Here is a 25,288-nt window from a genome sequence, read left to right on the forward strand (position 1 = left end):
CCCCACAACCGGAAACAGACATGAACGCCCCATTGCCCGAACACATCCGCAAGACCTTGGAAACCGTCTCGCTCGACGACAAATACACCTTGGGCGAGGGCCGCGCCTTCATGAGCGGCGTGCAGGCCCTCGTGCGCCTGCCCATGCTGCAACGCCAGCGCGATGCGGCAGCGGGGCTGAACACGGCCGGCTTCATCAGCGGCTACCGCGGCTCGCCGCTGGGCACCTACGATCAGGCGCTGTGGGCGGCCAAGAAGCACCTGGGGGCCAACAACATCGTCTTCCAGCCCGGCGTGAACGAAGAACTGGGCGCCACGGCCGTGTGGGGCACGCAGCAGCTCGATCTGTACCCGCAAAGCAAGAAGTTCGATGGCGTGTTCGGCATCTGGTACGGCAAGGGCCCGGGCGTGGACCGCTGCTCGGACGTGTTCAAGCACGCCAACATGGCGGGCACGGCCAAGCACGGCGGCGTGATCGCCATCGCTGGCGACGACCACATCAGCAAGAGCAGCACGGCAGCGCACCAGAGCGACCACATCTTCAAGGCCTGCGGCACGCCGGTATTCTTCCCGAGCAGCGTGCAGGAAATCCTGGACATGGGGCTGCACGCCTTTGCCATGAGCCGTTTTTCGGGCGTTTGGTCGGGCATGAAGACGATTCAGGAGGTGGTGGAGTCGTCCAGCAGCATCAACATCGACCCGGACCGCGTAAAGATCGTGATGCCCGAGGACTTTGCGATGCCGCCCGGCGGCCTGCACATCCGCTGGCCCGACGCGCCGCTGGAGCAGGAGGCGCGCCTCATGGACTACAAGTGGTACGCGGCCCTGGCCTATGTGCGCGCCAACAAGCTCAACTACAACGTGATCGAAGGCAAGAACGACCGCTTTGGCATCATCGCCAGCGGCAAGGCCTACAACGACACGCGCCAGGCGCTGGTGGATCTGGGCCTTGATGACGACACCTGCCGCCAGTTGGGCATTCGCGTGCACAAGGTCAACGTGGTGTGGCCGCTGGAAGCCACCATCACGCGCGACTTTGCGCAGGGCTTGCAGGAGATCCTGGTGGTCGAGGAAAAGCGCCAGGTCATCGAATACCAGCTGAAAGAAGAGCTGTACAACTGGCGCGCCGATGTGCGCCCCAACGTGCTGGGCAAATTCGACGAGCCCGAGGGCGATGCCACGGGCGGCGAATGGTCCATGCCCAACCCCAGCCAGAACTGGCTGCTGCGTGCCAAGGCCGACCTCACGCCCGCCATCATCGCCAAGGCCATCGCCAAGCGCCTGAAGAAACTGGGCGTATCAAACGACATCATCGCCCGCATGGATTCGCGCATCGCCATCATCGAAGCCAGCGAACGCGCGATGACAGAGCTGAAGGTGGACACCGGTGAGCGCGCCCCGTGGTTCTGCAGCGGCTGCCCGCACAACACCAGCACCCGCGTGCCCGAGGGTTCGCGCGCCGTGGCCGGCATTGGCTGCCACTACATGACGGTGTGGATGGACCGCAGCACCAGCACCTTCACGCAGATGGGCGGCGAGGGGGTTTCGTGGGTGGGCCAGGCGCCCTTCACCAAAGATGCGCATGTGTTTGCCAACCTGGGCGACGGCACCTACTTTCACAGCGGCCTGCTGGCGATCCGCCAGAGCATCGCGGCCGGTGTCAACATCACCTACAAGGTGCTCTACAACGATGCCGTGGCCATGACGGGCGGCCAGCAGGTGGGCGAGCGGCCCGAGGGCCACTCTGTGGCGCAGATCGCGCACAGCCTGCGCGCCGAAGGCGTGGTCAAACTGGTCGTGGTGACCGACGAGCCCGAGAAATACCACGGCCGCACGCACCGGCTGGACAGCAGCGCCGTGCGCGCCGGCCACCCTGAACTGATCAACGACCTGCCGCCTGGCGTCGAGGTGTTCCACCGCGACGAGCTCGACCGCATCCAGCGCGAGTTCCGAGAACTTGAGGGTTGCACGGCCATCATCTACGACCAGACCTGCGCCACCGAGAAGCGCCGCCGCCGCAAACGCGGCTCCATGGTCGACCCGGCCAAGCGCGTGGTGATCAACGAGCTGGTGTGCGAGGGCTGCGGCGACTGCTCGGTGCAATCGAACTGCCTGTCGGTCGAGCCCGTGGAAACCGAGTTCGGCCGCAAGCGCCGCATCAACCAGAGCACCTGCAACAAGGACTACTCCTGCCTCAAGGGCTTTTGCCCGAGTTTCATCACGGTGGAGGGCGGCCAGCTCAAAAAGCCCAAAAAGGAGAAAAAGGGCGACCTCGCCAGCCTGCCCGCCATCCCCGAGCCCGCGCTGCCCGTGGCCGAAACCGCCTGGGGCATCGTGGTGGGCGGCGTGGGCGGCACGGGCGTGATCACCATCGGCTCGCTGCTGGGCATGGCAGCGCACCTCGAAGGCAAGGGCGTGGTCACGCAGGACGCCGGCGGCCTGGCGCAAAAGGGCGGCGCCACCTGGAGCCATATCCAGATTGCCAACCGGCAGGACGCCATCTACACCACCAAGGTCGACACCGCCAAGGCCGACCTGGTGATCGGTTGTGATTCCATCGTGGCGGCCCACAAATACACGCTGGCCGTGATGCAGCCAGGCCGCACCTTCGTGGCGCTCAACACACATGGCACGCCCACGGCGGCCTTCGTGACCAACCCCAACTGGCAGTTCCCTGGCGCCAACTGCGACAGCGCCATCGCTGCGGCGGTGGGCGCGGGCGGTGTGGGCAGCTTCGACGCGGAACAGGTGGCCGTGCAACTGCTGGGCGACAGCATCTACACCAACCCGTTGATGCTGGGCTACGCCTGGCAAAAGGGCCGCGTGCCCCTGAACCTGGCCTCGCTGATGCGTGCCATGGAACTCAATGGCGTGCAGGTCGACAACAACAAGGCGGCGTTTGAATGGGGCCGGCGCTGCGCGCACGACCTCGCCGCGGTGCAGGCGCTTTTCAAGGCGGCTCAGGTCATCGAGTTTGTGAAGAAACCTTCGTTGGCCGAAATGGTGGCCAAACGCGTCGACTTCCTCACCGGTTACCAGAATGCCGCCTATGCCGCCGACTACCAGGCGTTTGTCGACAAGGTGAAGGCGGCCGAAGCGAAGCTGGGCACCACCACCCGCCTGTCCGAAGCCGTGGCGCGTTACCTGTTCAAGCTGATGGCCTACAAGGATGAGTACGAAGTGGCTCGCCTGCACACCGACAAGGCGTTCACGGACAAGATCGCCTCGATGTTTGAAGGCGACTACAAGCTGGTGCACCACCTGGCGCCACCCATGACGGCCAAGAAGAACGACCAGGGCGAACTGGTCAAGCAGCGGTTTGGCCCCTGGATCCGCAGCGCCTTTGGCGTGCTGGCCCGCATGAAAGGACTGCGCGGCACCGCATTGGACATCTTCGGCAAGACGGAGGAGCGCCGCACAGAGCGCGCCCTGATCGTGGAGTATCGCGCCTGCATCGACGAGTTGCTGGCGGGCCTCACCCCCGAGAAGCTGCCGTTGGCTGTGGAAATTGCCAGCCTTCCCGAGGGCATCCGCGGCTACGGACATGTGAAGGAGCGCCACCTGAAGACAGTGCGCCCGAAATGGACCGGCCTGATGGCGCAGTGGCGGGGCGGCGCGGCGACCGCGCCCCAGCGCCAGGCGGCCTGAGCAGCGGTGCATGGACCATCGCGCCATGAAAGTTGGCACCGCCGCATGGGCGAATGCTATTAAATAAATAGCTTCAAGCGCTTATCCATTAAGCGCTGCAGGCTGATTTCATCCATCTTTCCAACGTCCACCGGGCAGATCACCGGGCGCGGCAAACACCCGCCGTCGGCCTGGGTTTTAGACCTTGGGCGCGGCGCAGGGCCCCGCATACAATGGCCAGTTCCGCCCCGGCCGGCGCTTGTGAGGCTGCCTGCGGCGCGTTATGTGTTTTGCCTATCCATTGTGGAGTCCTGTCCGTGTTTATTTCTTCTGCTTTTGCCCAGACCGCTCCTGCCGCCGCCACGGGCGGTGGTGACATCATGTCCTCGCTCACGGGCATGCTGCCCCTGGTGCTGATGTTCGTGGTGCTGTACTTCGTCATGATCCGCCCCCAGATGAAGCGCCAGAAAGAGCATCGCGCCATGATCGACGCCATCGCCAAGGGCGATGAAGTGGCCACGGCCGGCGGCATCATCGGCAAGGTCACGCGCCTGTCCGAAGGTTTCCTGCACATCGAAATCGCCAGCGGTGTGGAAGTGCAGGTCCAGCGCAGCGCCGTGGCGCAGGTGCTGCCCAAGGGCACGGTCAAGTAACGATGAACATCCCCCTGAGCGGCTGCGCCGCTTCCCCCTTCTCTCGCGCAACGCGCGGGACGGGGGACGATGCCGGTGGCCTGGCAAAGCCAGTTCCACGGCATCCCTGGCAGGGGCTGGCGCCATGCGCCATGGACAACTGATAAGAGCGCGATCATGAACCGTTACCCGGTCTGGAAGTACGCGATCCTGGTGATCGTGCTGCTGGTAGGTGCCCTGTACACCCTGCCCAATTTCTTCGGCGAAGCGCCTGCGGTGCAGGTTTCGTCGGCCAAGGCCACCGTCAAGGTGGATCTGGCCGTGCAGCAGCGCGTAGAGGAAGTGCTGAAGGCGGCGGGTGTCACGCCCGACATGGTGACGCTCGATGGCGGCTCGGTGCGTGCGCGCCTCGATACCCCGACAACCAGCTCAAGGCCCGCGACGCCATCCAGAAGGCGCTGGTGCCCGACCCCGCGAATCCCTCGTACATCGTGGCGCTGAACCTGGTGTCGCGTTCGCCCGCCTGGCTGACCGCCCTGCATGCGCGCCCCATGTACCTGGGGCTGGACCTGCGCGGTGGCGTGCACTTCATGCTGCAGGTGGACATGCAGGCCGCGCTGACCAAGAAGGCCGAGTCCTATGCTGGCGATATCCGCACCGCACTGCGTGACAAGAACATCCGCCATGGCGGCATCAGCCGAGACGGCCAGACCATCGACATCAAGGTGCGCGACGAAGCCACGCAGACGGCCACGCGCAACCTGATCTCCGACCAGTTCACCGACCTGCAGACAACCAGCCAGCCCGACGGCGGCGAGTTCCGGTTGCGCGCCACCATCAAGCCCGAGGCCACGCGCCGCGTGCAGGAGCAGGCGCTCAAGCAGAACATCGTCACGCTGCACAACCGCATCAACGAACTCGGTGTAGCCGAGCCGGTGATCCAGCAGCAAGGCCTGGACCGCATCGTGGTGCAGCTGCCGGGCGTGCAGGACACGGCCAAGGCCAAGGACATTCTGGGCCGCACGGCCACGCTGGAAGTTCGCCTCGTGGACGAAGGCACCGAAGCGCGCTCCGCCGAAATGGGCCGTGGCCCCGTGCCGTTTGGCTCCGAACGCTATCTGGAACGCAGCGGCCAGCCCGTCATCGTGAAAAAGCAGGTCATCCTGACCGGCGAAAACCTCACGGATGCCCAGCCCGGCTTTGACGGTCAGACCCAGGAACCCACCGTCAACCTGACGCTGGACGCCAAGGGCTCGCGCATCTTCCGCGACATCACACGCGAAAACATCGGCAAACGCATGGCCATCGTGCTGTTTGAAAAGGGCAAGGGCGAAGTGGTCACGGCCCCCGTCATCCGCAGCGAAATCGGTGGCGGCCGCGTGCAGATCTCCGGCCGCATGACGACGGCCGAAGCCAACGACACCGCACTGCTGCTGCGTGCCGGCTCGCTGGCCGCACCGATGGAGATCATCGAGGAATTCACCATTGGCCCGAGCCTGGGCGCCGACAACATCGAGCGCGGCATCCATAGCGTGGTCTGGGGCATGTTGGCCGTGGCCGCCTTCATGTGCGTGTATTACCGGCTGTTTGGCGTGTTTTCCACCCTGGCGCTGTCGGTGAACGTGCTGCTGCTGCTGGCCATTTTGTCGATGCTGCAAGCCACGCTGACCCTGCCCGGCATTGCCGCCATGGCGCTTGCGCTGGGCGTGGCCATTGACTCGAACGTGCTGATCAACGAGCGCATCCGCGAGGAATTGCGCGATGGCCTGTCGCCGCAGGCGGCCATCCACGCGGGCTACGAGCGAGCCTGGGCGACCATTCTGGACTCCAACGTGACCACGCTGGTCGTGGGTCTGGCGCTGCTGGCGTTTGGCTCCGGGCCCGTGCGCGGCTTTGCGGTGGTGCACACCATCGGCATCCTGACCAGCATGTTCTCGGCTGTGTTCTTCTCGCGCGGCGTGGTGAACCTCTGGTATGGCCGCCAGAAAAAGCTCAAGAGCGTGTCGATCGGACAGGTCTGGAAACCAGACGCCGGCACCGCCGTGGTCAAGACCAACTAAAGGAGGAAGACCATGGAATTCTTAGTTCCAGCATCACCCGCGCTGCGCGCACATGAGCTTCCTCTGAAAACTCCAACCAAGGAATAGAAATCATGGAGTTTTTCCGCATCAGAAAAGACATCCCCTTCATGAAGCACGCGTTGGTTTTCAACGCGATTTCCTTCATCACCTTTGCGCTGGCAGTGTTCTTTCTGCTCACGCGCGGCCTGCACCTGTCGGTGGAGTTCACCGGCGGTACGGTGATGGAGGTGGCTTACAGCCAGCCGGCCGAACTGGCGAAGGTGCGCGAGACGGTTTCCGGCCTGGGCTACGCCGACGTGCAGGTGCAGAACTTCGGCACCGCGCGCGATGTGATGATCCGCCTGCCCGTGCAAAAGGGCGTGACTTCTGCCCAGCAAAGCGAACAGGTCATTGCCGCGCTCAAGGCGGCCGATCCGGCTGTGACGCTGCGGCGCACCGAGTTTGTCGGGCCGCAGGTGGGCGAAGAACTGGTGCACGGAGGCCTCATGGCGCTGGCCATGGTGGTGGTGGGCATTGTGGTTTACCTGGCTTTTCGCTTCGAGTGGAAGTTCGGCGTGGCCGCCATCATCGCCAACCTGCATGACGTGGTGATCATCCTGGGCTTCTTTGCGTTCTTCCAGTGGGAGTTTTCGCTGTCGGTGCTGGCGGCCGTGCTGGCGGTGCTGGGCTATTCGGTGAACGAATCGGTGGTGATCTTCGACCGGATCCGCGAGGCCTTCCGCAAATACCGCAAGATGAACACGCACGAGGTGATCGACCACGCGATTACCAGCACCATGAGCCGCACGATCATCACCCACGCCTCCACCGAGGCGATGGTGCTGTCGATGTTCTTCTTTGGCGGCCCGAGCCTGCACAACTTTGCGCTGGCGCTGACCATCGGCATCCTGTTCGGCATCTACTCGTCGGTGTTCGTCGCAGCCGCCATTGCCATGTGGCTGGGCGTCAAACGGGAAGACCTCGTCAAGGCTGCCAGGAAGGATGAAGACCCGAACGATTCCAATGCCGGGGCCACGGTCTGACGCGCCACCACGCTACCATTGAGACATGCCCGCCCCTTCCCCTTCCATTCCGCCGCGCCGCCTGGCCCGCCAGGCGCGCCAGAAGTTTGTGGAAGGACTCTGCGCCGGGCTGCCCGATGTGGACAAGACGGTTCTGGATTTCCTGACCCAGCTGATGTCCCAGACCGGCACGCAGCGCGAGATGCAGTCGCGGCGAGATGCCTGGCAGCTCTATCAGCGACACCACGGCGACTGGGTGGCGCACCTGGACAGTGCACTGCGCGAGTCACTGGTCCCGCATATCAGCACGACACGGGATGCCCGGGCCAGTGGCGGCCACTTCGAGTTGCTCAGCGACGATGTGGTGGAAAACAAGATCGCCGCCTCCCGCATGGCGCTCACGATCACCGAACAGGTCAGCCACCAGCTCGACACGGTACGGCAGCGAACCCAGTCCCTGGAAGGCCAGGACCTCGACAGCAATGACATTCTTCGCCCAGAGGCCGTCTGCCTGATCGTTGTCGAGCAATGGTGCAAGGCCGGCCTGCCGCGCACCGACCTGATGACCGTGGTGGACCCCTTGCAGCGCGACCTGGCCAACCTGCTGCAAAAGGCCTACCAGGCTGTGAACGTGTTTTATGTGGAGCAGGGTGTCATCCCGCAAACCGATCTGCGCGCGCGTGTGCGCCGGACCGAGGGCGGTGCGGTGGCAGGCAGCGATGCGGGAGCGTCCGGATTGGCGTCACAGGCACTGACGCAAAGCCGGGAGGCGGTGGCTGCAGCACGCGGCGCCGCACCACCGAGAAAGGCCCAGCAACAGGGCATGGGAACGGGAACGGTTTTCGCCACCGGCATGACCCCGCTGTCGCGTGCACGCCAGCGCGCCCAGGGCGTCATGGGGCAACTGCGGCGGCTGCTCACCCAGCCCGCCACCGGCTTTGACCTGGTGAACGCACCACCCGCCTCGGCCGCGTTGGCACATGCCCTCACGGCCCACCGTGTCCAGGCTGACACCTATTACAGCGGCGTCGCCACGCTCATCGAAGACTACAGCCCGGCCGCTGTGGTGCAACTGGCGGGCGTGGTACGGGAGCGTTCCACCGAATTGAAGAAGAAGGCCTCGACGGCAGGAGAAAAGGCCATCATCGAGGTGGTGGCGCTGATGTTCCAGAGCATTCTGGCCGAGGACCGCATTCCACCTGCCGTGCGCGTGTGGTTTGCGCGCCTGCAGGTGCCGGTGCTGCGCGTGGCCCTGGCTGAGCCGGAGTTCTTCAGCAACATCGCCCACCCGGCCCGCCAGCTCATTGACCGCATGGGGGCGTGCGTCATGGGGTTTGATGCCACCACGATCAATGGCAGCGCCCTGGAGGCGGAAATTCGCCGTGTGGTGCAGGTGATCGAGCAATACCCCGAGACCGGACGACGGGTCTTTCAGCTGGTGTACGACGAGTTCGAAAAATTCCTGTCGAAGTTCCTGACCCAAAAGCAGGCCACTTCGCGCCTCGTCAGCGTGGCGCAGCAGGTGGAGCAGAAGGAAACGCTGGCCATCCAGTACACGATCGAGCTGCGCACCATGCTGCGCGACATGCCGGTGCGCGAAGAAATCCGGGAGTTCCTTTTCAAGACCTGGGCCGAGGTGCTGGCGCTGTCGGCCGTGCGCGAGGGGCCGCAGCACGCCGATACCGTCACCTTCAAGCGCACGGCCGCCGATCTGGTCTGGGCGGCCAGCGCCAAGCCCAATCGCAGCGACCGGGCGCAGGTCATCCAGAGCCTGCCCGGCCTGCTGCAACGCCTGCGCCAGGGTCTGGCGTTGATGGGGATCGACGGAGCAGCCCAGGACGCCCAGATCAAGGTGCTGACCGATACCCTGGCCGATGCCTTCCTGTCCAAGACGGCTTCCATTCCGCAGGCGCACATCGACGCCATGGCCAAACGCCTGGCCAACCTGGAAGACTTCATCGGGGATGCCACGCTGGGCGACATGCCGCTCAATGCCGACAACATCGAAATGATGCTCGGCATCGATGCGTCCTCCATCCACGTCATTGCCGACAACGGGGCGCCGGTGGACGATGCCATGGTGGCCTGGGCCCAGGAACTTCAGCGGGGCACATGGTTCACGCTGGACCACAACGGAGCGTCGGCGCAGGTGCAATATGCCTGGCAGAGCCAGCGCAAGCAGTTGCACCTCTTTGCCGCCACGGACGGCAGCAGTTATCTGATCCAGCTGCGCCGACTGGCGGCCTACCTGCAATCCGGGTTGCTGGTGGCACAGGACGAGGAAGGCCTGACCCTGCGCGCCACCCGCGATGCACTGGCCAAGCTGGACGCCAACCCGGAACGGCTGCTGGGTTGATCTCGGCCGAGCCGGCCGGTCCGCAGACCGGCTCCGTTCAGGCGCTTCCCATGCGCTGAAACAGTCCGCCCGCCAGCCGGGCCACAACACCGGCCAGTTCCAGCTCCAGCAGCTCCACCTGCATGGCGGCGGTGTCCATGCCCGTGCGCGCCATCAGGGCATCAAGGCCCACCGGATCAAACCCCATTGCCTGGAGCAGCGCACTTTCGGGTGGCTCCGACGGGGTCGTGCCGGGGGTGGTCGGCGCTGCCTCTGGAACAGGAAGCTGAAGTTCTTCCAGCACGTCCTGCGCTGATTCCACCAGTTTGGCGCCTTGCCGTATCAGGGCGTGGCATCCGCGCGACTGGGGCGCGTGGATGGAGCCCGGAATGGCAAACACCTCACGCCCCTGCTCCACCGCGAGCCGGGCCGTGATCAGCGATCCTGATGCCAATGCCGCTTCCACCACCAGCGTCCCCTGCGAAAGACCCGCAATGATGCGGTTGCGCTTGGGAAAATTCGCCGCCAGGGGCGGCGTGCCCAAGGGATATTCGCTGATCAGGATGCCATGGGTGGCAATGCGCCTGGCCAGTGCCAGGTTCTGACGGGGGTATACCCGGTCGAGCCCCGTTCCCACCACCGCAATCGTGGCGGGAACGGTGGCGCCCGCTACGGCGCTTTCCAACGCCCCCTCGTGCGCCGCCGCATCCACCCCCAGCGCCAGCCCGGACACGATGGTGAGCCCCGCCGCATGCAGTGCGCGCGCGAATTGCCGCGCGTTGTCCGCGCCCTGTGCCGTGGGTTGCGGCTGCCCACGATGGCCAGACACCGACCGGCTGGAAAAGGATTGACGGCCCACAGCGCTGGCGGACCGATGCCATACAGCACCAGAGGCGGGTCTTCTGTTTCAAGCAGGGCTTGCGGGTAGCGCGCGTCGCCCAGCGTCAGCAAGACCCGTGCGGCGCCCTCGGGCGCCGCACCCTGGAGCCACGCCCAGGTGGTCTCCAGCTGCTGCGCCAGACCCGGCGGCACCTGGCACAGGGCCTGCGCCTGGGCGGACGTCACGCACTGCGCCAGCGTGCCCTCGGACTGCCGGAAAATGGCAGGAGGAAGGCCAAAGGCCGCCAAAAGGCGGCGGGCGGCACCGTTGCCAACGCCGGGGGTCAGCGTCAGCCGCAGCCAGCCGGCAAGCTCATCGCGTTCCATGGGAGCGCCGGGTTAGAGACGGATGCGTGCCCGGGGCAACCGCGCCGGCTCCAGTCCCATTGTTATTCGGGGTTGACCAGGCGATCACCCACCCGCACGCCCGTGCGGATTTCCAGAATCAAGGCGTAGGAGACACGGTCGAACGTGCGGAACACCATGACGTGGCCATTGCGCTCGCTGGGCAGTTTGATCACGGTCTTGGCGGCGTCCGTTGTATCCTTCAGGAGATCGCCCTTGGTCATGATGTGGAGCACCTGGCCAGCTTCCATGCCGTCCCGCGTACCCCGGTTGATCGCAATGACCTGATTCTGCGCTGCGTAGGAAACCGAGTTGCCGCCATAAATCGAGACCACCCGCGCATCGACCTCCATCTGGGGGGCGCGCGGCGTGTAGCTGACAAAGGCGCGCGCTGGCGCTGGCAGCAGCCGGTCGCCGGCGCGAACCTCTTCCTTGGTCGCCGACAACTCCACGGTGGCGGGCACATAGTCGTAGGCGATACCGCCCTTGCCATTGGCCGTTTCCTCCACCGACTCGCCGCGCACCAGCTCGGCCTTGCCAACGTACTGCGCCTCGTAGCCCAGGATTTCCCCGGTCAAGGGATCCTTGAGGGCAATCGCATCCCGGAAAACGCGGTAGTGGCGGGGCGTGCCCGGCTCCACCCGCAGCGGGCTGGAGGCGTCGCCTCGCGCATAGGCACGATCGCCGTCGGCCATGAGCACGCGCTCATCCACCGTAGCGACAATGCGCGGTGCGCGCTGCAGCACTTCGGCGTCCACCACCAGGGGCTCCACCAGGAACGGCTCGATGAGATGCGGCTTGAGTGTCGGCAAGGCGGTATCGGCCAGGCTGTCGCTGCGCGTGCGCGGCGACACCCGCACCGTGTCGGGCGTGCCGCGGGCGCTGGTGCGCAGGCGTGCATAGCCGCCATCTTTTTCGAGATACAGCGTCTGCCCCGGAAAGATCAGATGAGGGTTGGGCAGGGCCTTGAGGTTCATGCCCCACAGCTCGGGCCAGCGCCATGGGCGCTTGAGGTACATGCCGGAAATACCCCACAGCGTGTCGCCCCGCTTGACGACATAGGTGTCGGGAGCGCCCGGCGCCAACTCGGAAAGAGGAACGCCACGTTCTGCGACCTGTTGTGCCGTGGCGCGCTGGCCACTGGACACCGGAAAGTTCTGCGCCTGGACGGGTACGGCAAGCAAAGCGCCGGCAAGTACTGTCAATGCGCCCAGGGCGGTTCGCCGCACGCTGGTGAATGCCGTCATGTTGTTCCTTTTTTGATGCATTGTGAAACGCCCCCTCTCTGGCGCCGCGGTCGATTGCGACAAGCAATCCGCCGCGCAGATACGTTACAAACCTTCTTAGATTCTCGGCTCAAGCCCTTGATTGGGCAACGAATATTGCCGTTGGGGGCTGCAGCGCGGGCCAAAAGTGGCGAAAATAGCGACACATATCACCTTCATCCATGGCAATTCTTCCCATTCTCTGTTACCCGGACCCTCGTCTTCACAAGGTCGCCCAGCCGGTTCAGGCCGTGGATGCCCGCATCCAGGCGCTGGTATCGGACATGCTCGCCACGATGTACGACGCCCACGGCATTGGCCTGGCGGCGACGCAGATCGACGTGCATGAGCGCATCGTGGTCATCGACGTCTCCGAGGAACGCAACGAACCCCTGGTGCTGATCAACCCCGAGATTGTCTGGGCCAGCCCGGAAAAGAACGTCGGCGACGAAGGCTGCCTTTCGGTGCCAGGCATCTACGACGGCGTCGAACGCGCAGCGGCCGTGCATGTGCGTGCCCTGGACGCCAACGGACAGTCACGCACGCTGGAGGCCGAAGGCCTGCTGGCCGTCTGCATCCAGCACGAAATGGACCACCTCATGGGCAAGGTGTTTGTGGAATATCTCTCGCCGCTCAAGCGCAACCGCATCAAGACCAAGATGCTCAAGCAGCAACGGGACGCGCGCGAGTGAGCACCGTGCGCCGCTTGGGCATCGGCGCCAGTGCGCTGGTTTTGGCGGTGTTGCTGTCGGCCTGCGCCTCGCCCGACCGGGAAAAGCCCGGAGCCTACCGCGCCGAGGTGCTGGCGCGGCTGGGCGTGCCGCACAGCGCGACTGCCCTGGAGGGCCACCGCGAGCGCCTGCTCTATTCCACCCTGCCGGCCGGCCGCCGGGTATTTCACCTCGACTTCGATGCCACCGGGCGCCTTGAGCGCGTCGAGCAGGTGCTGAATTTCGCCCGCTTTTCGGGCATCGCGCTGAACCAGTGGACCCGGGCCGATGTGGAGCGTACCTTCGGCCCACCGGCGCTGGTGGAGCGGGTTGCCCGCTTTGACGGCGACGTCTGGACCTACCGGTTCATGGACGGCTATGAACCGCGCATGGCGCACATCCATATCGACCGCGCCGGCACGGTGCGCCAGCTGGCCTTCACCGATGACCAGCCGCCGGGCGATGACCGGGACCACTGACCGCCGCCGCCCAACCCTCGTTCATGAAAATCATCTTTGCCGGAACCCCTGAATTCGCCCGCGTGGCATTGCAGCGTCTGCTGAGTGCGGGGTTTACCGTGCCCCTCGTTCTCACGCAGCCCGACCGCCCGGCGGGCCGGGGCATGAAGCTGCAGGCGTCGCCCGTCAAGCAATGCGCACTCGAGCATGGCATTGCGGTGGCCCAGCCCCGCAGCCTGCGCCTGGACGGCAAATTCCCCGAAGACGCCGCTGCCGCCCGTGCGGCGCTGCTGGCCGCACAGGCCGATGCCATGGTGGTGGCGGCCTACGGCCTGATCCTGCCGCAGTGGGTGCTGGACCTCATGAGCGCCGCTCGGCCGCCCGAAGGCGCGAAGGCCCCCTCGGGGGCAGCGAACCACGCGCAGCGGGGAGCGTGGGGGCCCATGGTCTGGGCTGCCTGAACATCCATGCCAGCCTGCTGCCACGCTGGCGCGGCGCCGCTCCCATCCACCGCGCCATTCAAGCGGGAGATGCCGAGACGGGCGTCACCATCATGCAGATGGACGCGGGCCTGGATACCGGCGCCATGCTGCTGACCGAAAAACTGCCCATTGGCCCCCGCGACACCACCGCCTCGCTGCACGACCGCCTGGCCGACCTGGGCGGCCGGCTGATCGTGGAAGCCCTTGAGCTGGCCGCCTGCGGTGGTCTGCAGCCCGTCCAGCAACCGGAGCAGGGCGTGACCTATGCCCACAAGATCGAAAAATCCGAAAGTGCGGTCGACTGGTCGCTGCCGGCGCAGGTGATTGGCCGGCAGATCCGCGCCTTCGATCCCTTTCCTGGGGCCAGCACCACGCTGGGCCCAGAGACCATCAAACTCTGGGACTATGAAATTCATAGCTGTCAGCGCTCGCCAGACAAGCGTTGTGGACAGATTTTGTCTATAGACCCCACCGGCGTTCTCGTGGCCTGCGGCGAAGATGCCCTGCGCCTGACCACCCTGCAGCGGGCCGGCGGCAAGCGCTTACCGGCCTCGGAATTCCTGCGCGGCTTCCCGCTGCAGCCCGGCATGGTGCTGGGGGCCGAGCAAGCCCCCGGCACCACCGGCGCGCCGATCGCGCCATGAGCCTGCAGGCGGTCCGCCAGACCGTGCGGCACCCGGCGTTCCGTCTGGCCATCACCGACATGGCCGGCACCTCGCTGGGGCTGGCCGCCTGGGCCATGGTGACCGGTGTGGCCATGGTGAAAAGCGGCATGTCTGTTTCCATGGCCATTTTCATGTCGCTGCTGGTGTATGCCGGCAGCGCCCAGCTGGCCGTGATACCGCTGCTGGCCACCGGCGCGCCGCTGTGGGTGGTGTGGCTCACGGCGTCGTGCGTGAACCTGCGCTTCGTGATCTTCAGCAGCCTGTGGCGCAGCTATTTTGCGCACCTGCCCCTGCGCCAGCGCCTGACCATTGGCTACTTCAGCGGCGACGTGATCTTCGTGGCCTTCATGAAGCGGTTTCCCGAGCCGCAGCCCGCACCTGACCAGGTGCCCTATTTCTGGGGCGCCGCCAGCACCAACTGGCTGGCCTGGCAGGTGCCGTCGATTGCCGGCATCCTGCTGGCCAACGCCGTGCCCCTGTCGTGGGGGCTCGGGTTTGCCGGCGTGCTGGCGTTGCTCGGTGTGCTGCTGTCGCTGCTGTTCGACCGTGCCACCTGGCTGGCCACGGGGGTGGCCGCCACGGCGGCCATTGCCGCGTTCGCCCTGCCGCTGAAGCTCAACATCCTGGTGGCCATTGCCGCTGCGGTCACCGTGGGCCTGCTGATCGAAGCCGTGGACCGGCGCCGCCACCACCCCGAGGTGCTGCTGGTGCCGGCGGACAGCATGATCCCTGCGGACGAGCTGGAACAGGTCGAGGCGGGCGACGCGGTGGCATTGCGCGAGGAACTGCATCCATGAGCTGGGATTGGCTCGAACCCTTTGTTGCCGTGGCGGGGCTGGCCGTGCTCACCCTGGTGACGCGCTCCTTCTTCATGATCCCCGAGCGCGAGCTTCCCATGCCCGACTGGCTCAAGCGCGGGCTCAAATATGCGCCGCTGGCAGCGCTCACGGCCGTCATTGCGCCCGAGATCCTCATGTCGCACGGCGAGTTCATCACCACGCTGAAAGACGCGCGCCTGCCCGCCGTGCTGTGCGCCGTTGCCTACTACTTCTGGCGCCGCGGCATTCTGGGCACCATCGTGGTGGGGATGCTGGTGTACCTGCCACTGCACATCGGCTGGGGCTGGTGAACATCGTGCTCCCCCTGAGCCGCTGCGCGGCGTCCCCCTGAGGGGGACGCCGCCAGTGGCCTGGCAAAGCCAGTTCCACGGCGTCCGCTGGCCTCGGGCACGCCAGATCGAAGGGCTCGCTCACTAGAATGGTGGCCCTCATTCCATTCCCTCCCAACCGCTGACGCCCACCTCCATGAACATCTTGCGTTTTTCCGATCTGTGCGCCCAGGGCAAAGTCCAAGGCCAACGTGTTTTCATCCGCGCCGACCTGAACGTGCCGCTGGATGCCACCGGCCACATCACCGAAGACACGCGCATCCGCGCCTCGATTCCGTGCATCCGCATGGCCCTGGACGCAGGCGCCGCCGTCATGGTGACCAGCCATCTGGGCCGTCCCACCGAAGGCGCGTTCCAGCCCGAAGACTCGCTGGCCCCCGTGGCCCGGCGCCTGTCCGAGCTGCTCGACCGCGACGTGCCGCTGCTCGCCAACTGGGTGGACGGCGTGACCGTGGCCCCGGGGCAGGTGGTGCTGCTCGAAAACTGCCGCGTCAACGTTGGTGAAAAGAAGAACAAGGAAGAGCTGGCCCGCAAGCTGGCCGCCCTGTGCGACATCTTCGTGAACGACGCCTTTGGCACGGCCCACCGCGCCGAAGGCACCACCTATGGCATCGCGCAGTACGCCCCCATTGCCTGCGCCGGCCCGCTGCTGTCGGCCGAAATCGACGCCCTGACCAAGGCCCTGGCCCACCCCCAGCGCCCGCTGGCGGCCATCGTGGCGGGCTCCAAGGTGTCCACCAAGCTCACCATCCTGCAGAGCCTGGCCGACAAGGTGGACCAGCTCATCGTGGGCGGCGGCATTGCCAACACCTTCATGCTGGCTGCCGGCCTGCCCATCGGCAAGAGTCTGGCCGAGCCCGACCTGCTGGACGCCGCCAAGTCGGTGATGGCCGCCATGAAGGCGCGCGGCGCCGAAGTGCCGATTCCTACCGACGTGGTCACCGCCAAGACTTTCGCGGCCGATGCGCCCGCCACCATCAAGGCCGCCACCGATGTGGCCGAGGACGACCTGATCCTGGACATCGGCCCCGAAACCGCCGCGCGGCTGGCGGCGCAGCTCAAATCGGCCGGCACCATCGTATGGAACGGGCCGGTGGGCGTCTTCGAGTTTGCGGCCTTTGAAAATGGCACGCGCACGATTGCCCAGGCCATTGCGCAATCGCCCGCATTCAGCATTGCCGGCGGCGGCGACACGCTGGCGGCCATTGCCAAATACGGCATCGAGCAGCAGGTGGGCTACATCTCCACCGGCGGTGGCGCGTTCCTCGAAGTGCTTGAAGGCAAGACCTTGCCGGCGTTCGAAATTCTCGAAAAGCGGGCCGCCACCGCATTCTGAAGGCGCGTGCCGGTTGCCCGCAGGCGGACCGCGTTCCAGGAATCGCCGCTGCGTGCCCGCAGGGGCGTTCAGGCAAAGGCCGTTTCGACGGCCTTTTTTCATCGCCGGGCCGCCCCAAGATGAAAAGCGCCCCTCGGGGGCAGCGACCCGCGCAGCGGTGGAGCGTGGGGGCCATCTTTCATCGCCGGGCCGCCCCAAGATGAAAAGCGCCCCCTCGGGGGGCAGCGACCCGCGCAGCGGTGGAGCGTGGGGGCCATTTTTTTCATGGGCGTTCTTCATGGGCATTTCGTGCCCTCCATGGCGCCGCCTAAAATTGCGCCCCATGACCTTTCTCGACATGCTGCGCGATGCATCCACCCAGAACAACTCGATGCTCTGTGTGGGCTTGGATCCTGAACCCACCCGGTTTCCCGCCGGCCTGCGTGGCGACCCGCGCAAGATCTACGACTTTTGCGCCGCGATTGTCGACAGCACGGCCGACGTGGCGTGCGCCTTCAAGCCCCAGATTGCCTACTTTGCGGCCCATGGCGCCGAAGACCAGCTCGAACGCCTGATGCAGCACATGCGCTGCAACGCGCCCCAGGTGCCGGTGATCCTCGACGCCAAGCGCGGCGACATCGGTTCCACCGCCGAGCAATATGCCAAGGAGGCCTTCGAGCGCTATGGCGCCGACGCGGTCACGCTCTCGCCGTTCATGGGGTTTGATTCCATCGAGCCCTATCTGGCCTACCACGGCAAGGGCGCCTTTTTGCTGTGCCGCACCTCCAACCCCGGCGGCGACGACCTGCAAAACCAGCGCCTGGCCAGCATCGAAGGCCAGCCCCTGCTCTACGAGCATGTGGCGCGCCTGGCGCAAGGCCCCTGGAACAAAAACGGCCAGCTCGGCCTGGTGGTCGGCGCCACCTACCCCCAGGAAATCGAGCGCGTGCGCAGCATTGCACCCACGCTGCCCCTGCTGATCCCCGGCGTGGGCGCACAGGGCGGCGATGCCGTGGCCACCGTGCGGGCCGGTCTGCGCGCTGATGGCCCCATCATCGTGAACTCATCCCGAGCCATTTTGTATGCGTCGGGCGGCGACGATTTCGCCACCGCCGCACGCCATGAAGCGCTGCGCACCCGCGCCGTGCTGCAGGCAGCGTGCGGCTGACACGCAACAGCCATTCAGCGTATTTGCTATTCAATAAATAGCTGCTTGCACTTTGCAGACAAGCGCTGCAGGCCTATTAACCTAGAAACGGTAGTTGGATGCGTCTGCCGGTGCTGTGATCGGGGTGCCAGGCAAGGCGGGACGACGCGGCGGGCTCATGCCCGCAAGGAGGAGCAACGCCGCATGGCGCACCGAGCGCGGTGCTGGCGGGTGCATAGCGCTCTCACTCACAAGAAGAACGCCATCGAAGCCGTCAAACGTCGATTTCATGCGGCTTGGCCAAGGATACGAAGCGGTCAACTGCCGTTTCTAGGTTTAACGCCCAAGGCGCGGCCCCAGCACCACGCACACCAGGGCCAGCACCACGCAGGCCACGCCCGCCCATTGCCAGGCCGTGATGGCCTCGCCCAGCACCCCCATGCCTGCGGCAATGCCGACCAGCGGAACGCCCAGGCTGAAGGGCGCCACCCGGTTGGCCGGGTAGCGCGTGAGCAGGGTGGTCCACATCCCGTAGCCCAGCACCGTGGCGGCCCATCCCAGGTACGCCAGTGACAGCCAGGCCACCAGCGGCACTGCGGCCCAGGCGGCAGGATCGAGCCAGTGGCTCGCATCGGGGTCCAGCCAGAACGACAGCAGGGTGAAGGGCAGCACCGGCACCAGACTGCTCCAGACCACGAACGAGAAGGGGTCGTAGCCCGGCGAGGCTTGCTGCGCCAGACGCGAAACGATGTTCGACGCGGCCCACCAGGCCGCTGCGCACAGTGTCAGCAGCAGGCCGGCCAGCGTGGTGCCGGCCACGACATCGCCCGGTTGCACATAGTTCATGGCAAAGCACAGCAGCCCCAAGCCCGCCAGCATGAGGCCCAGCACCAGCGGCCGACCGGGGCGCTCATGCAGCACCGCAAAACCGAACAGTGCCGTGAAGAACACCTGCGTCTGCAGCAGCACGCTGGCCAGCGAGGCCGTCATGCCCATCTGCAGTGCCACAAACAAAAAGCCGAACTGCCCCACGCCCTGGAAGCTGCCAAACAGCAGCACCCACCGCCAGTGCAGGCGCGGCGCCCGCACCAGCAGCACCAGGGGAACGGCCGCGCACAAATAGCGCAAGGCGCCCAACTGAAAGGGCGTGAAGCTGCGCAAGCCCCATTTCATGGCCACAAAGTTCACGCCCCAGAGCAGCACCACCGCCAACGCGGCCAGAAGATCACGGGCCCGCATGGGCCCTGCCAGAGGCGCCATGGGTTTGCTCACTGGGCAGCGTGTTCGGCGTCGATGTGGCCCTTGACGCGCTGGGCCAGTGCAATGTCGCCGGGGGTCTCGGGCGTCCAGGCGTCCACCGCACGGGGCTGGCCTTCGTCATCCACGGCCGCGTACACCGCCACGCAATGGGTCACGGGCTGCAGTTCCCCGCTCTGGATGCTGCCAGCCCGCACCTCGATGGCCATGCTCATGCTGCTGCTGCCGGTGTAGACCAGGCGGGCTTCCACCTCCACCAGATCACCGTGGCGGACGGGCCGCAGAAAGCTCGTGCTGCCGACAAAGGCCGTCGTGCAGGCGCAGTGCGCCCAGGCGCTGGCGCAGGCCAGGCCGGCTTCGTCGGCCCAGAGCAAGACCGTTCCGCCCTGAATGCGACCGAATGCTGAAGGCGCGGCGCTGGCGGCCAGAAAGCGCAAGGTGATGGAATGCATGCCGGGGAATCTCCACGAAAGGGACGGCGGTCATTATTCACCAGCCCCTGCACCCGCCAGACAACCCCCAGCCCCCATCCAACTGGCAGACACCCCACACGGTCGTGGGCCACGGACCCCCCGACACGCCGCCGTCATAACTTGATTTGAGTCAAAACCACCTTGCGCGAGTGTCCGTACATTGCGTTACAGATTGTGAGGCTCCGCATGGGTTTGCAGTCTGAACGTAGCCGACATCCCGGTTCGGCCTTTGTGTTTTCTCACGACCTGCGCGCCTGTGCGCCTTTTGCCATGTCTCTCCTCCACCGCCTTGGCCTGCTGCATAAATTCATGATCCTGGGAACCATTGGGCTGATGATGAGCGCCCTGCCCATGTTCCTTTACGTAAGCAAATCACTGCAGTCGATTGCGGCGGCGCGGCATGAATCCGTAGGCGCAGCGCCCGCGCTGGTGCTGAACAAGGTGGTGCAGCTGATGCAGGTGCATCGGGGCCTGTCTGCGGGCATGCTGGGCGGTGACGAGGCACTGGCGGCACGCCGCCCTGCCGCCCGCGAAGCCCTGGAAAAGACCATGGGCGAAGTGGCGGCCAGCTTTGCCGCCGCCCAGGTGCCCGCCGCGCAAACCAGCGCATGGGCACAGGCCCAGCAGACCTGGAAGACGCTGGAGCAGGCCGTGGCCGCACGCAGCCTGCAGTCTGGGCAAAGCACGGCGCAGCACACGCAACTCATTGCCTCCATCATGCTGATCAACGAGGGCCTGCTGCACGCCTACGGCCTGGAAACCGACCCCGATGCAGACACCCATGCGTTGATCCAGGCATCGCTGGTGCATGCGCCGATGCTGGGCGAAAAACTGGGTGTGCTGCGCGCACAGGGCTCGGGTTTTCTGGGGCGCGGCGAGCTGCCCGCGCAAGACAAGGGACAGCTGTTGATGCTGCGCCAGCGTGTGACCGAGCTGCAGGTGCAAACGATGCGCAGTTTTGACCGGGCGCTGGAGCTGAACCCGCAGTTTCGCCAATCGCTGGGGGGCAAGACCCAGGAGCTGCAGGGCCTGATCACGCAGTCGCTGCAACTGCTGGAGGGCGAGGTGATCAACGCCACCGAATTCAAGCTCCCGGCCAAGGACTATTTCGACCATTTCACCCGCACCATCGAAGCGCTCAATGCACTCAACACGCAGGCCGCAGGCAACCTGACGCAGGCCTTGAACAACCGTGTGGCCGATCTGCAGCAAAGCCTGCTGTGGGTGGCGGTGGCCCTGGTTGCAACGCTGTCGCTCACCACCGGCATGGCCCTGGTGTTCGTGCGCTCCATGACGCAGCCGCTGGCGCAGGCCGTGCAGCTGTCACGCGCGGTGGCGCAGGGCGACCTGAGCGGCGGCCCCATCGCCCACGGCACCAACGAGGTCGGCCAGTTGCTGGCGGCCCTGCTGCAGATGCGCCAGCAACTCACAGACGTGGTGCGCAATGTGCGCGGCGGCTCGGAGAGCGTGGCCACCGCCAGCATCCAGATCGCCCAGGGCAACACCGACCTGTCGGCCCGTACCGAAAGCCAGGCCAGCGCGCTCGAAGAAACCGCTGCGTCCATGGAGCAACTCAACGCCACCGTGCGTCAGAACGCCGAGAGCGCCCAGCAGGCCAGCCAGCTGGCTGCCAGCGCCAGCACCGTGGCCGTGCAGGGCGGCGAGGTGGTGGCGCAGGTGGTGGACACCATGCACGGCATCAACGCCTCGTCGCAGAAGATCGCCGACATCATCGGCGTGATCGATTCGATTGCCTTCCAGACCAACATCCTGGCGCTCAACGCCGCCGTGGAAGCCGCCCGCGCCGGCGAGCAGGGCCGGGGCTTTGCCGTGGTGGCCAGCGAAGTGCGCAGCCTGGCCGGGCGCAGCGCCGAGGCCGCGCGCGAGATCAAGTCGCTCATCAGCGCCAGCGTGGAGCGCGTGGCCCAGGGCAGCGCCCTGGTGGACCGCGCCGGCGCCACGATGAGCGAGGTGGTGGGCGCCATCCGCCGCGTGACCGACATCGTGGGCGAGATCAGCGCAGCCAGCCACGAGCAGTCGCTGGGCGTGGCCCAGGTGGGCGAGGCGGTGACGCAGATGGACCAGGTCACCCAGCAAAACGCTGCGCTGGTGGAAGAAATGGCCGCCGCCGCCAGCAGCCTCAAGAGTCAGGCCCAAGACCTGGTGCAGGTGGTGTCGGTGTTCCAGCTGGAAGAAGAATTTGGCGGCAACCGCCCGGGCCAGGCAACGCTGCAGCGCGCACGGCCATCACTGCAAATTCAATAGCTGCTTGCGCTTGCTGGATAAGCGCTAAAGGCTGTTTTGACCACAAATTCTCCTTGACCCGGTAGTGGCAGGCTGCTGGATGCAGCCGCCTGCCCTCACGCCAGATAGCGCGCGAGGTATTGCCCCGTGTGGCTGGCCGGGTTGGCGGCCAGTTCCTCGGGCGTGCCCACGCCCACCACGCTGCCGCCGCCCGCGCCGCCTTCGGGGCCCATGTCGATAAGCCAGTCGGCCGTTTTGATGACGTCCAGGTTGTGCTCGATGATGACGATGGTGTTGCCCGCGTCGCGCAGCTGGTGCAGCACCTTGAGCAGCAGGTCGATGTCGGCAAAGTGCAGGCCGGTGGTGGGCTCGTCGAGGATGTAGAGCGTGCGGCCGGTGTCGCGTTTGCTCAATTCCTGCGCCAGCTTCACACGCTGCGCCTCGCCGCCCGAGAGCGTGGTCGCGCTCTGACCCAGGCGAATGTACGACAGGCCCACGTCCAGCAGCGTCTGCAGCTTGCGCGCGATGGTGGGCACGTCCTTGAAGTAGGCGGCTGCGTCTTCCACCGTCAGCTCCAGGATCTGCGCGATGTTTTTGCCCTTCCACAGCACTTCCAGCGTTTCGCGGTTGTAGCGATGGCCGTGGCAGATGTCGCAGGGCACATACACGTCGGGCAGAAAGTGCATCTCCACCTTCACCACGCCATCGCCCTGGCAGGCCTCGCAGCGGCCGCCGGCCACGTTGAAGGAAAAGCGCCCGGGGCCGTAGCCGCGCTCCTTGGCGGTGTTGACCTCGGCCATCAGCTCGCGGATGGGTGTGAACAGGCCCGTGTAGGTGGCGGGGTTGCTGCGCGGCGTGCGGCCAATGGGGCTCTGGTCCACATTGATGACCTTGTCGAAGTATTCGATGCCCACGATCTCTTCGTGCGCTGCGGGCTCGTCGTGCGCGCGATAGAGCTGGCGGGCCACGGCTTTGTACAGCGTGTCGTTGACCAACGTGCTCTTGCCTGAACCCGACACGCCCGTCACGCAGGTGAGCAGGCCGACGGGGAAGTCGACCGTTACGTTCTTCAGGTTGTTGCCCGTGGCGCCCGCGACGCGCAGGGCCTGCACGGCGCCCTGGCGCGCGTGGTGCTCGGCCATGCGCTCGGCGCGGCGTTTGCTGGCTTCGGTTTGCGGAAAGCGCGATTTGGCTTTGGCCTCCACCACGGGCGCGGCCTGCTCCAGCACCGGCAGCCAGGGGGTGCGGCGCCTGGGCACGGCAATCGATCGCGCGCCCGAAAGATATTGGCCGGTGAGCGACTGTGCATTGGCGCGCACCTCGTCGTACGTGCCCTGCGCCATCACGCGCCCGCCGTGCACGCCGGCGCCGGGGCCCATGTCGATCACCTGGTCGGCGGCGCGCATCATGTCTTCGTCGTGCTCGACCACGATCACGCTGTTGCCAATGTCGCGCAGGTGCTGCAGCGTGGCAATCAGCCGGTCGTTGTCGCGCTGGTGCAGGCCGATGCTGGGCTCGTCGAGCACATACATCACGCCCGTGAGGCCCGAGCCGATCTGGCTAGCCAGGCGGATGCGCTGCGCCTCGCCACCGCTGAGCGTCTCGGCGCTGCGGTCCAGGCTTAAATAGCTCAGGCCCACGTCGTTCAGAAACTGCAGGCGCGTGGCGATCTCGCGCACCACCTTGTCGGCGATCTCGGCCTTGGCGCCGCTAAGCTTCAAGTCGTTGAACCAGGCGTGCGCCGCGCTGAGCGTGGCGTGGCTCACCTCATAGATGGCGCGGGCCTGCTCGCCCTCGCCCAGCTTCACATGGCGGGCTTCGCGGCGCAGGCGCACGCCGTGGCATTCGGGGCAGGGCTGGGTGCTGCGGTAGCGGGCCAGGTCTTCGCGCACCACCACCGAGTCGGTCTCGCGGTAGCGGCGCGCCATGTTGGGCAGGATGCCCTCGAACGCATGCTTTTTGACGACGGCTTTGCCCTTGGAGGCGCCGCTGTCCATGATGTAGCTGAACGCGATTTCTTCCTCGCCCGAGCCGTGCAGGATGGCGTGCTGCACCGGCGCGGGCAGCGATTCGAACGGGGCTTCGATGTCGAATCCGTAGTGTTTGGCCAGGCTTTCGAGCATGGCAAAGTAGTAGCCGTTGCGCCGGTCCCAGCCCTTGATGGCGCCGCTGGCCAGGCTCAAGCTGGGGAAGCCCACCACGCGCGCCGCATCGAACACCTCGCGCTGGCCGATGCCATCGCACGCCGGGCAGGCGCCCATGGGCGAGTTGAAGGAGAACAAGCGCGGCTCCAGCTCGGCCAGCGAGTAGCTGCACACCGGGCAGGCGAACTTGGCGCTGAACAGGTGCTCCTGGCCCGTGTCCATCTCCAGCGCCAGCACGCGGCCATTGCCCTCGTTGCCGCCCACGCGCAAGGCGGCTTCGATGCTCTCGGCCAGGCGCTGCTGCATGTCGGCACGCACCTTCAGGCGGTCGATCACCACGTCGATGTTGTGTTTCTCGGTTTTCTTGAGCGCGGGCAGGTTCTCGTGCTCGACGATCTGGCCGTCCACGCGAAAGCGCACATAGCCCAGCGCCTGCATCTGCGCAAACAGCTCGGTGAACTCACCCTTCTTCTCGCGCGCCACGGGCGCGAGGATCATGAGCTTGGTGTCCTCGGGCAGGGCCAGCACTGCGTCCACCATCTGGCTCACGGTCTGCGCCGCCAGCGGCAGGCCATGGTCCGGGCAAAACGGGGTGCCCGCGCGGGCATACAACAGGCGCAGGTAATCGTGGATCTCGGTCACCGTGCCCACGGTGGAGCGCGGGTTGTGGCTGGTGGCCTTCTGCTCGATGGAAATCGCTGGCGACAGGCCTTCGATCAGATCGACATCGGGCTTATCGAGCCGCCCCAGAAACTGCCGCGCATAGGCCGACAGGCTCTCCACATAGCGCCGCTGGCCCTCGGCATACAGCGTGTCAAACGCCAGGCTGGATTTGCCCGAGCCCGACAACCCCGTGATCACCACCAGCTGGTTGCGGGGAATGTCCAGGTCGATGTTCTTAAGGTTGTGCGTGCGCGCCCCCCGGATGCTGATGCGTGCCTGCGCCAGGGCATGCCCCAGGTAACGGCCCGAGGGGCCCGAGGGGCCAGAAGGCTGATCGTCAGCAGAACGTTGGGGAAGGGAAGGGTTCACAGTGGGGCGCACGCCAGAAAAGCAGAAAA

Annotated in this window: 16 protein-coding genes and 3 pseudogenes; 13 read left to right on the forward strand and 6 right to left on the reverse strand. The window is 65.9% G+C overall.

All coding sequences use genetic code 11. From position 1 onward, the window contains the following. Positions 1-20: 20 nt before the first annotated feature. From CBP34_RS18810 to CBP34_RS18830, 5 genes and pseudogenes are all read left to right on the forward strand, one after another. Positions 21-3,647 carry an indolepyruvate ferredoxin oxidoreductase family protein gene (locus tag CBP34_RS18810; protein ID WP_094098918.1) on the forward strand — a complete coding sequence of 1,209 codons (3,627 nt, stop codon included), beginning with the start codon at positions 21-23 and terminating at the stop codon, positions 3,645-3,647. 296 nt (positions 3,648-3,943) lie between these two features. Beyond that, the gene (gene yajC / locus CBP34_RS18815) at positions 3,944-4,279 is read left to right on the forward strand and encodes a preprotein translocase subunit YajC (protein WP_086913767.1); all 336 of its coding nucleotides are present in this window, start codon (positions 3,944-3,946) and stop codon (positions 4,277-4,279) included. Between the two features lie 156 nt (positions 4,280-4,435). Continuing rightward, a pseudogene (gene secD / locus CBP34_RS18820) lies at positions 4,436-6,318 on the forward strand (protein translocase subunit SecD). A gap of 92 nt (positions 6,319-6,410) precedes the next feature. Continuing rightward, positions 6,411-7,361: a protein translocase subunit SecF gene (gene secF, locus CBP34_RS18825; RefSeq protein WP_094098919.1), complete on the forward strand. Its 951-nt coding sequence runs from the start codon at positions 6,411-6,413 to the stop codon at positions 7,359-7,361. Between the two features lie 25 nt (positions 7,362-7,386). Beyond that, positions 7,387-9,696 carry a DUF1631 domain-containing protein gene (locus CBP34_RS18830; RefSeq protein WP_094098920.1) on the forward strand — a complete coding sequence of 770 codons (2,310 nt, stop codon included), beginning with the start codon at positions 7,387-7,389 and terminating at the stop codon, positions 9,694-9,696. A gap of 37 nt (positions 9,697-9,733) precedes the next feature. Here CBP34_RS18830 and CBP34_RS20500 read toward each other — a convergent pair whose 3' ends face one another. The 3 genes and pseudogenes from CBP34_RS20500 to CBP34_RS18840 all read right to left on the reverse strand — a co-directional run bounded on the left by CBP34_RS20500 (position 9,734) and on the right by CBP34_RS18840 (position 12,146). Beyond that, the gene (locus tag CBP34_RS20500; protein WP_472231560.1) at positions 9,734-9,883 is read right to left on the reverse strand and encodes a DprA-like winged helix domain-containing protein; all 150 of its coding nucleotides are present in this window, start codon (positions 9,881-9,883) and stop codon (positions 9,734-9,736) included. Positions 9,884-10,024: 141 nt separating this feature from the next. Further along, positions 10,025-10,881, reverse strand: a pseudogene (gene dprA, locus CBP34_RS18835) (DNA-processing protein DprA); the annotation flags it as partial. Between the two features lie 62 nt (positions 10,882-10,943). After that, complete coding sequence (locus CBP34_RS18840; RefSeq protein ID WP_094098921.1) at positions 10,944-12,146, reverse strand: LysM peptidoglycan-binding domain-containing protein; 1,203 nt, start codon at positions 12,144-12,146, stop codon at positions 10,944-10,946. 200 nt (positions 12,147-12,346) lie between these two features. On the opposite strand from CBP34_RS18840, the gene def reads away from it, so the two are divergent. The 7 genes and pseudogenes from def (at position 12,347) to pyrF (ending at position 18,130) form a co-directional block, all read left to right on the forward strand. Beyond that, positions 12,347-12,856: a peptide deformylase gene (def, locus tag CBP34_RS18845; RefSeq protein WP_094098922.1), complete on the forward strand. Its 510-nt coding sequence runs from the start codon at positions 12,347-12,349 to the stop codon at positions 12,854-12,856. Continuing rightward, positions 12,853-13,353: a hypothetical protein gene (locus CBP34_RS18850; RefSeq protein WP_094098923.1), complete on the forward strand. Its 501-nt coding sequence runs from the start codon at positions 12,853-12,855 to the stop codon at positions 13,351-13,353. The genes def and CBP34_RS18850 overlap by 4 nt, the downstream gene beginning before the upstream one ends. A 23-nt stretch (positions 13,354-13,376) precedes the next feature. Continuing rightward, positions 13,377-14,458 (forward strand): annotated as a pseudogene (locus tag CBP34_RS18855) (methionyl-tRNA formyltransferase). After that, positions 14,455-15,276: an AzlC family ABC transporter permease gene (locus tag CBP34_RS18860; protein ID WP_086913758.1), complete on the forward strand. Its 822-nt coding sequence runs from the start codon at positions 14,455-14,457 to the stop codon at positions 15,274-15,276. The pseudogene CBP34_RS18855 and the gene CBP34_RS18860 overlap by 4 nt, the downstream one beginning before the upstream one ends. Further along, entirely contained in the window at positions 15,273-15,608 is a 336-nt protein-coding gene (locus CBP34_RS18865) for an AzlD domain-containing protein (RefSeq protein WP_086913757.1), read from the forward strand. Before CBP34_RS18860 ends, CBP34_RS18865 begins: the two co-directional genes overlap by 4 nt. Before the next feature lie 175 nt (positions 15,609-15,783). Continuing rightward, on the forward strand, positions 15,784-16,983 hold the full coding sequence (locus CBP34_RS18870) for a phosphoglycerate kinase (RefSeq protein ID WP_094098924.1): 1,200 nt from the start codon (positions 15,784-15,786) through the stop codon (positions 16,981-16,983). A gap of 322 nt (positions 16,984-17,305) precedes the next feature. Further along, on the forward strand, positions 17,306-18,130 hold the full coding sequence (gene pyrF, locus CBP34_RS18875) for an orotidine-5'-phosphate decarboxylase (protein WP_086928459.1): 825 nt from the start codon (positions 17,306-17,308) through the stop codon (positions 18,128-18,130). Positions 18,131-18,445: 315 nt separating this feature from the next. On the opposite strand, the gene CBP34_RS18880 is transcribed toward pyrF, so the two are convergent. Both CBP34_RS18880 and CBP34_RS18885 read right to left on the reverse strand, forming a co-directional pair. Beyond that, entirely contained in the window at positions 18,446-19,369 is a 924-nt protein-coding gene (locus tag CBP34_RS18880; protein ID WP_094099273.1) for an EamA family transporter, read from the reverse strand. 8 nt (positions 19,370-19,377) lie between these two features. Further along, positions 19,378-19,818, reverse strand: coding sequence for an acyl-CoA thioesterase (locus CBP34_RS18885; protein ID WP_094098925.1), 441 nt, complete (start codon positions 19,816-19,818; stop codon positions 19,378-19,380). 291 nt (positions 19,819-20,109) lie between these two features. Here CBP34_RS18885 and CBP34_RS18890 point away from each other — a divergent pair, with 291 nt between their 5' ends. Continuing rightward, positions 20,110-22,104, forward strand: coding sequence for a methyl-accepting chemotaxis protein (locus CBP34_RS18890; RefSeq protein ID WP_094098926.1), 1,995 nt, complete (start codon positions 20,110-20,112; stop codon positions 22,102-22,104). Positions 22,105-22,199: 95 nt separating this feature from the next. Here the strand turns inward: CBP34_RS18890 and uvrA are convergent, their stop codons facing one another. After that, the gene (gene uvrA / locus CBP34_RS18895; protein WP_418134694.1) at positions 22,200-25,259 is read right to left on the reverse strand and encodes an excinuclease ABC subunit UvrA; all 3,060 of its coding nucleotides are present in this window, start codon (positions 25,257-25,259) and stop codon (positions 22,200-22,202) included. Positions 25,260-25,288 lie beyond the last annotated feature (29 nt).

This window comes from Acidovorax carolinensis (genome assembly GCF_002157145.1).
Taxonomy (GTDB): domain Bacteria; phylum Pseudomonadota; class Gammaproteobacteria; order Burkholderiales; family Burkholderiaceae_C; genus Acidovorax; species Acidovorax carolinensis.

What these genes read in the sequence shown, in the direction of transcription:
- CBP34_RS18810 (WP_094098918.1), top strand. Translation starts at nt 21, where the DNA reads ATGAACGCCCCATTGCCCGAACACATCCGCAAGACCTTGGAAACCGTC.
- secF (WP_094098919.1), top strand. Translation starts at nt 6,411, where the DNA reads ATGGAGTTTTTCCGCATCAGAAAAGACATCCCCTTCATGAAGCACGCG.
- CBP34_RS18830 (WP_094098920.1), top strand. Translation starts at nt 7,387, where the DNA reads ATGCCCGCCCCTTCCCCTTCCATTCCGCCGCGCCGCCTGGCCCGCCAG.
- CBP34_RS20500 (WP_472231560.1), bottom strand. Translation starts at nt 9,883, where the DNA reads ATGGGGTTTGATCCGGTGGGCCTTGATGCCCTGATGGCGCGCACGGGC.
- CBP34_RS18840 (WP_094098921.1), bottom strand. Translation starts at nt 12,146, where the DNA reads ATGACGGCATTCACCAGCGTGCGGCGAACCGCCCTGGGCGCATTGACA.
- def (WP_094098922.1), top strand. Translation starts at nt 12,347, where the DNA reads ATGGCAATTCTTCCCATTCTCTGTTACCCGGACCCTCGTCTTCACAAG.
- CBP34_RS18860 (WP_086913758.1), top strand. Translation starts at nt 14,455, where the DNA reads ATGAGCCTGCAGGCGGTCCGCCAGACCGTGCGGCACCCGGCGTTCCGT.
- CBP34_RS18865 (WP_086913757.1), top strand. Translation starts at nt 15,273, where the DNA reads ATGAGCTGGGATTGGCTCGAACCCTTTGTTGCCGTGGCGGGGCTGGCC.
- CBP34_RS18870 (WP_094098924.1), top strand. Translation starts at nt 15,784, where the DNA reads ATGAACATCTTGCGTTTTTCCGATCTGTGCGCCCAGGGCAAAGTCCAA.
- pyrF (WP_086928459.1), top strand. Translation starts at nt 17,306, where the DNA reads ATGACCTTTCTCGACATGCTGCGCGATGCATCCACCCAGAACAACTCG.
- CBP34_RS18880 (WP_094099273.1), bottom strand. Translation starts at nt 19,369, where the DNA reads ATGGCGCCTCTGGCAGGGCCCATGCGGGCCCGTGATCTTCTGGCCGCG.
- CBP34_RS18885 (WP_094098925.1), bottom strand. Translation starts at nt 19,818, where the DNA reads ATGCATTCCATCACCTTGCGCTTTCTGGCCGCCAGCGCCGCGCCTTCA.
- CBP34_RS18890 (WP_094098926.1), top strand. Translation starts at nt 20,110, where the DNA reads ATGTCTCTCCTCCACCGCCTTGGCCTGCTGCATAAATTCATGATCCTG.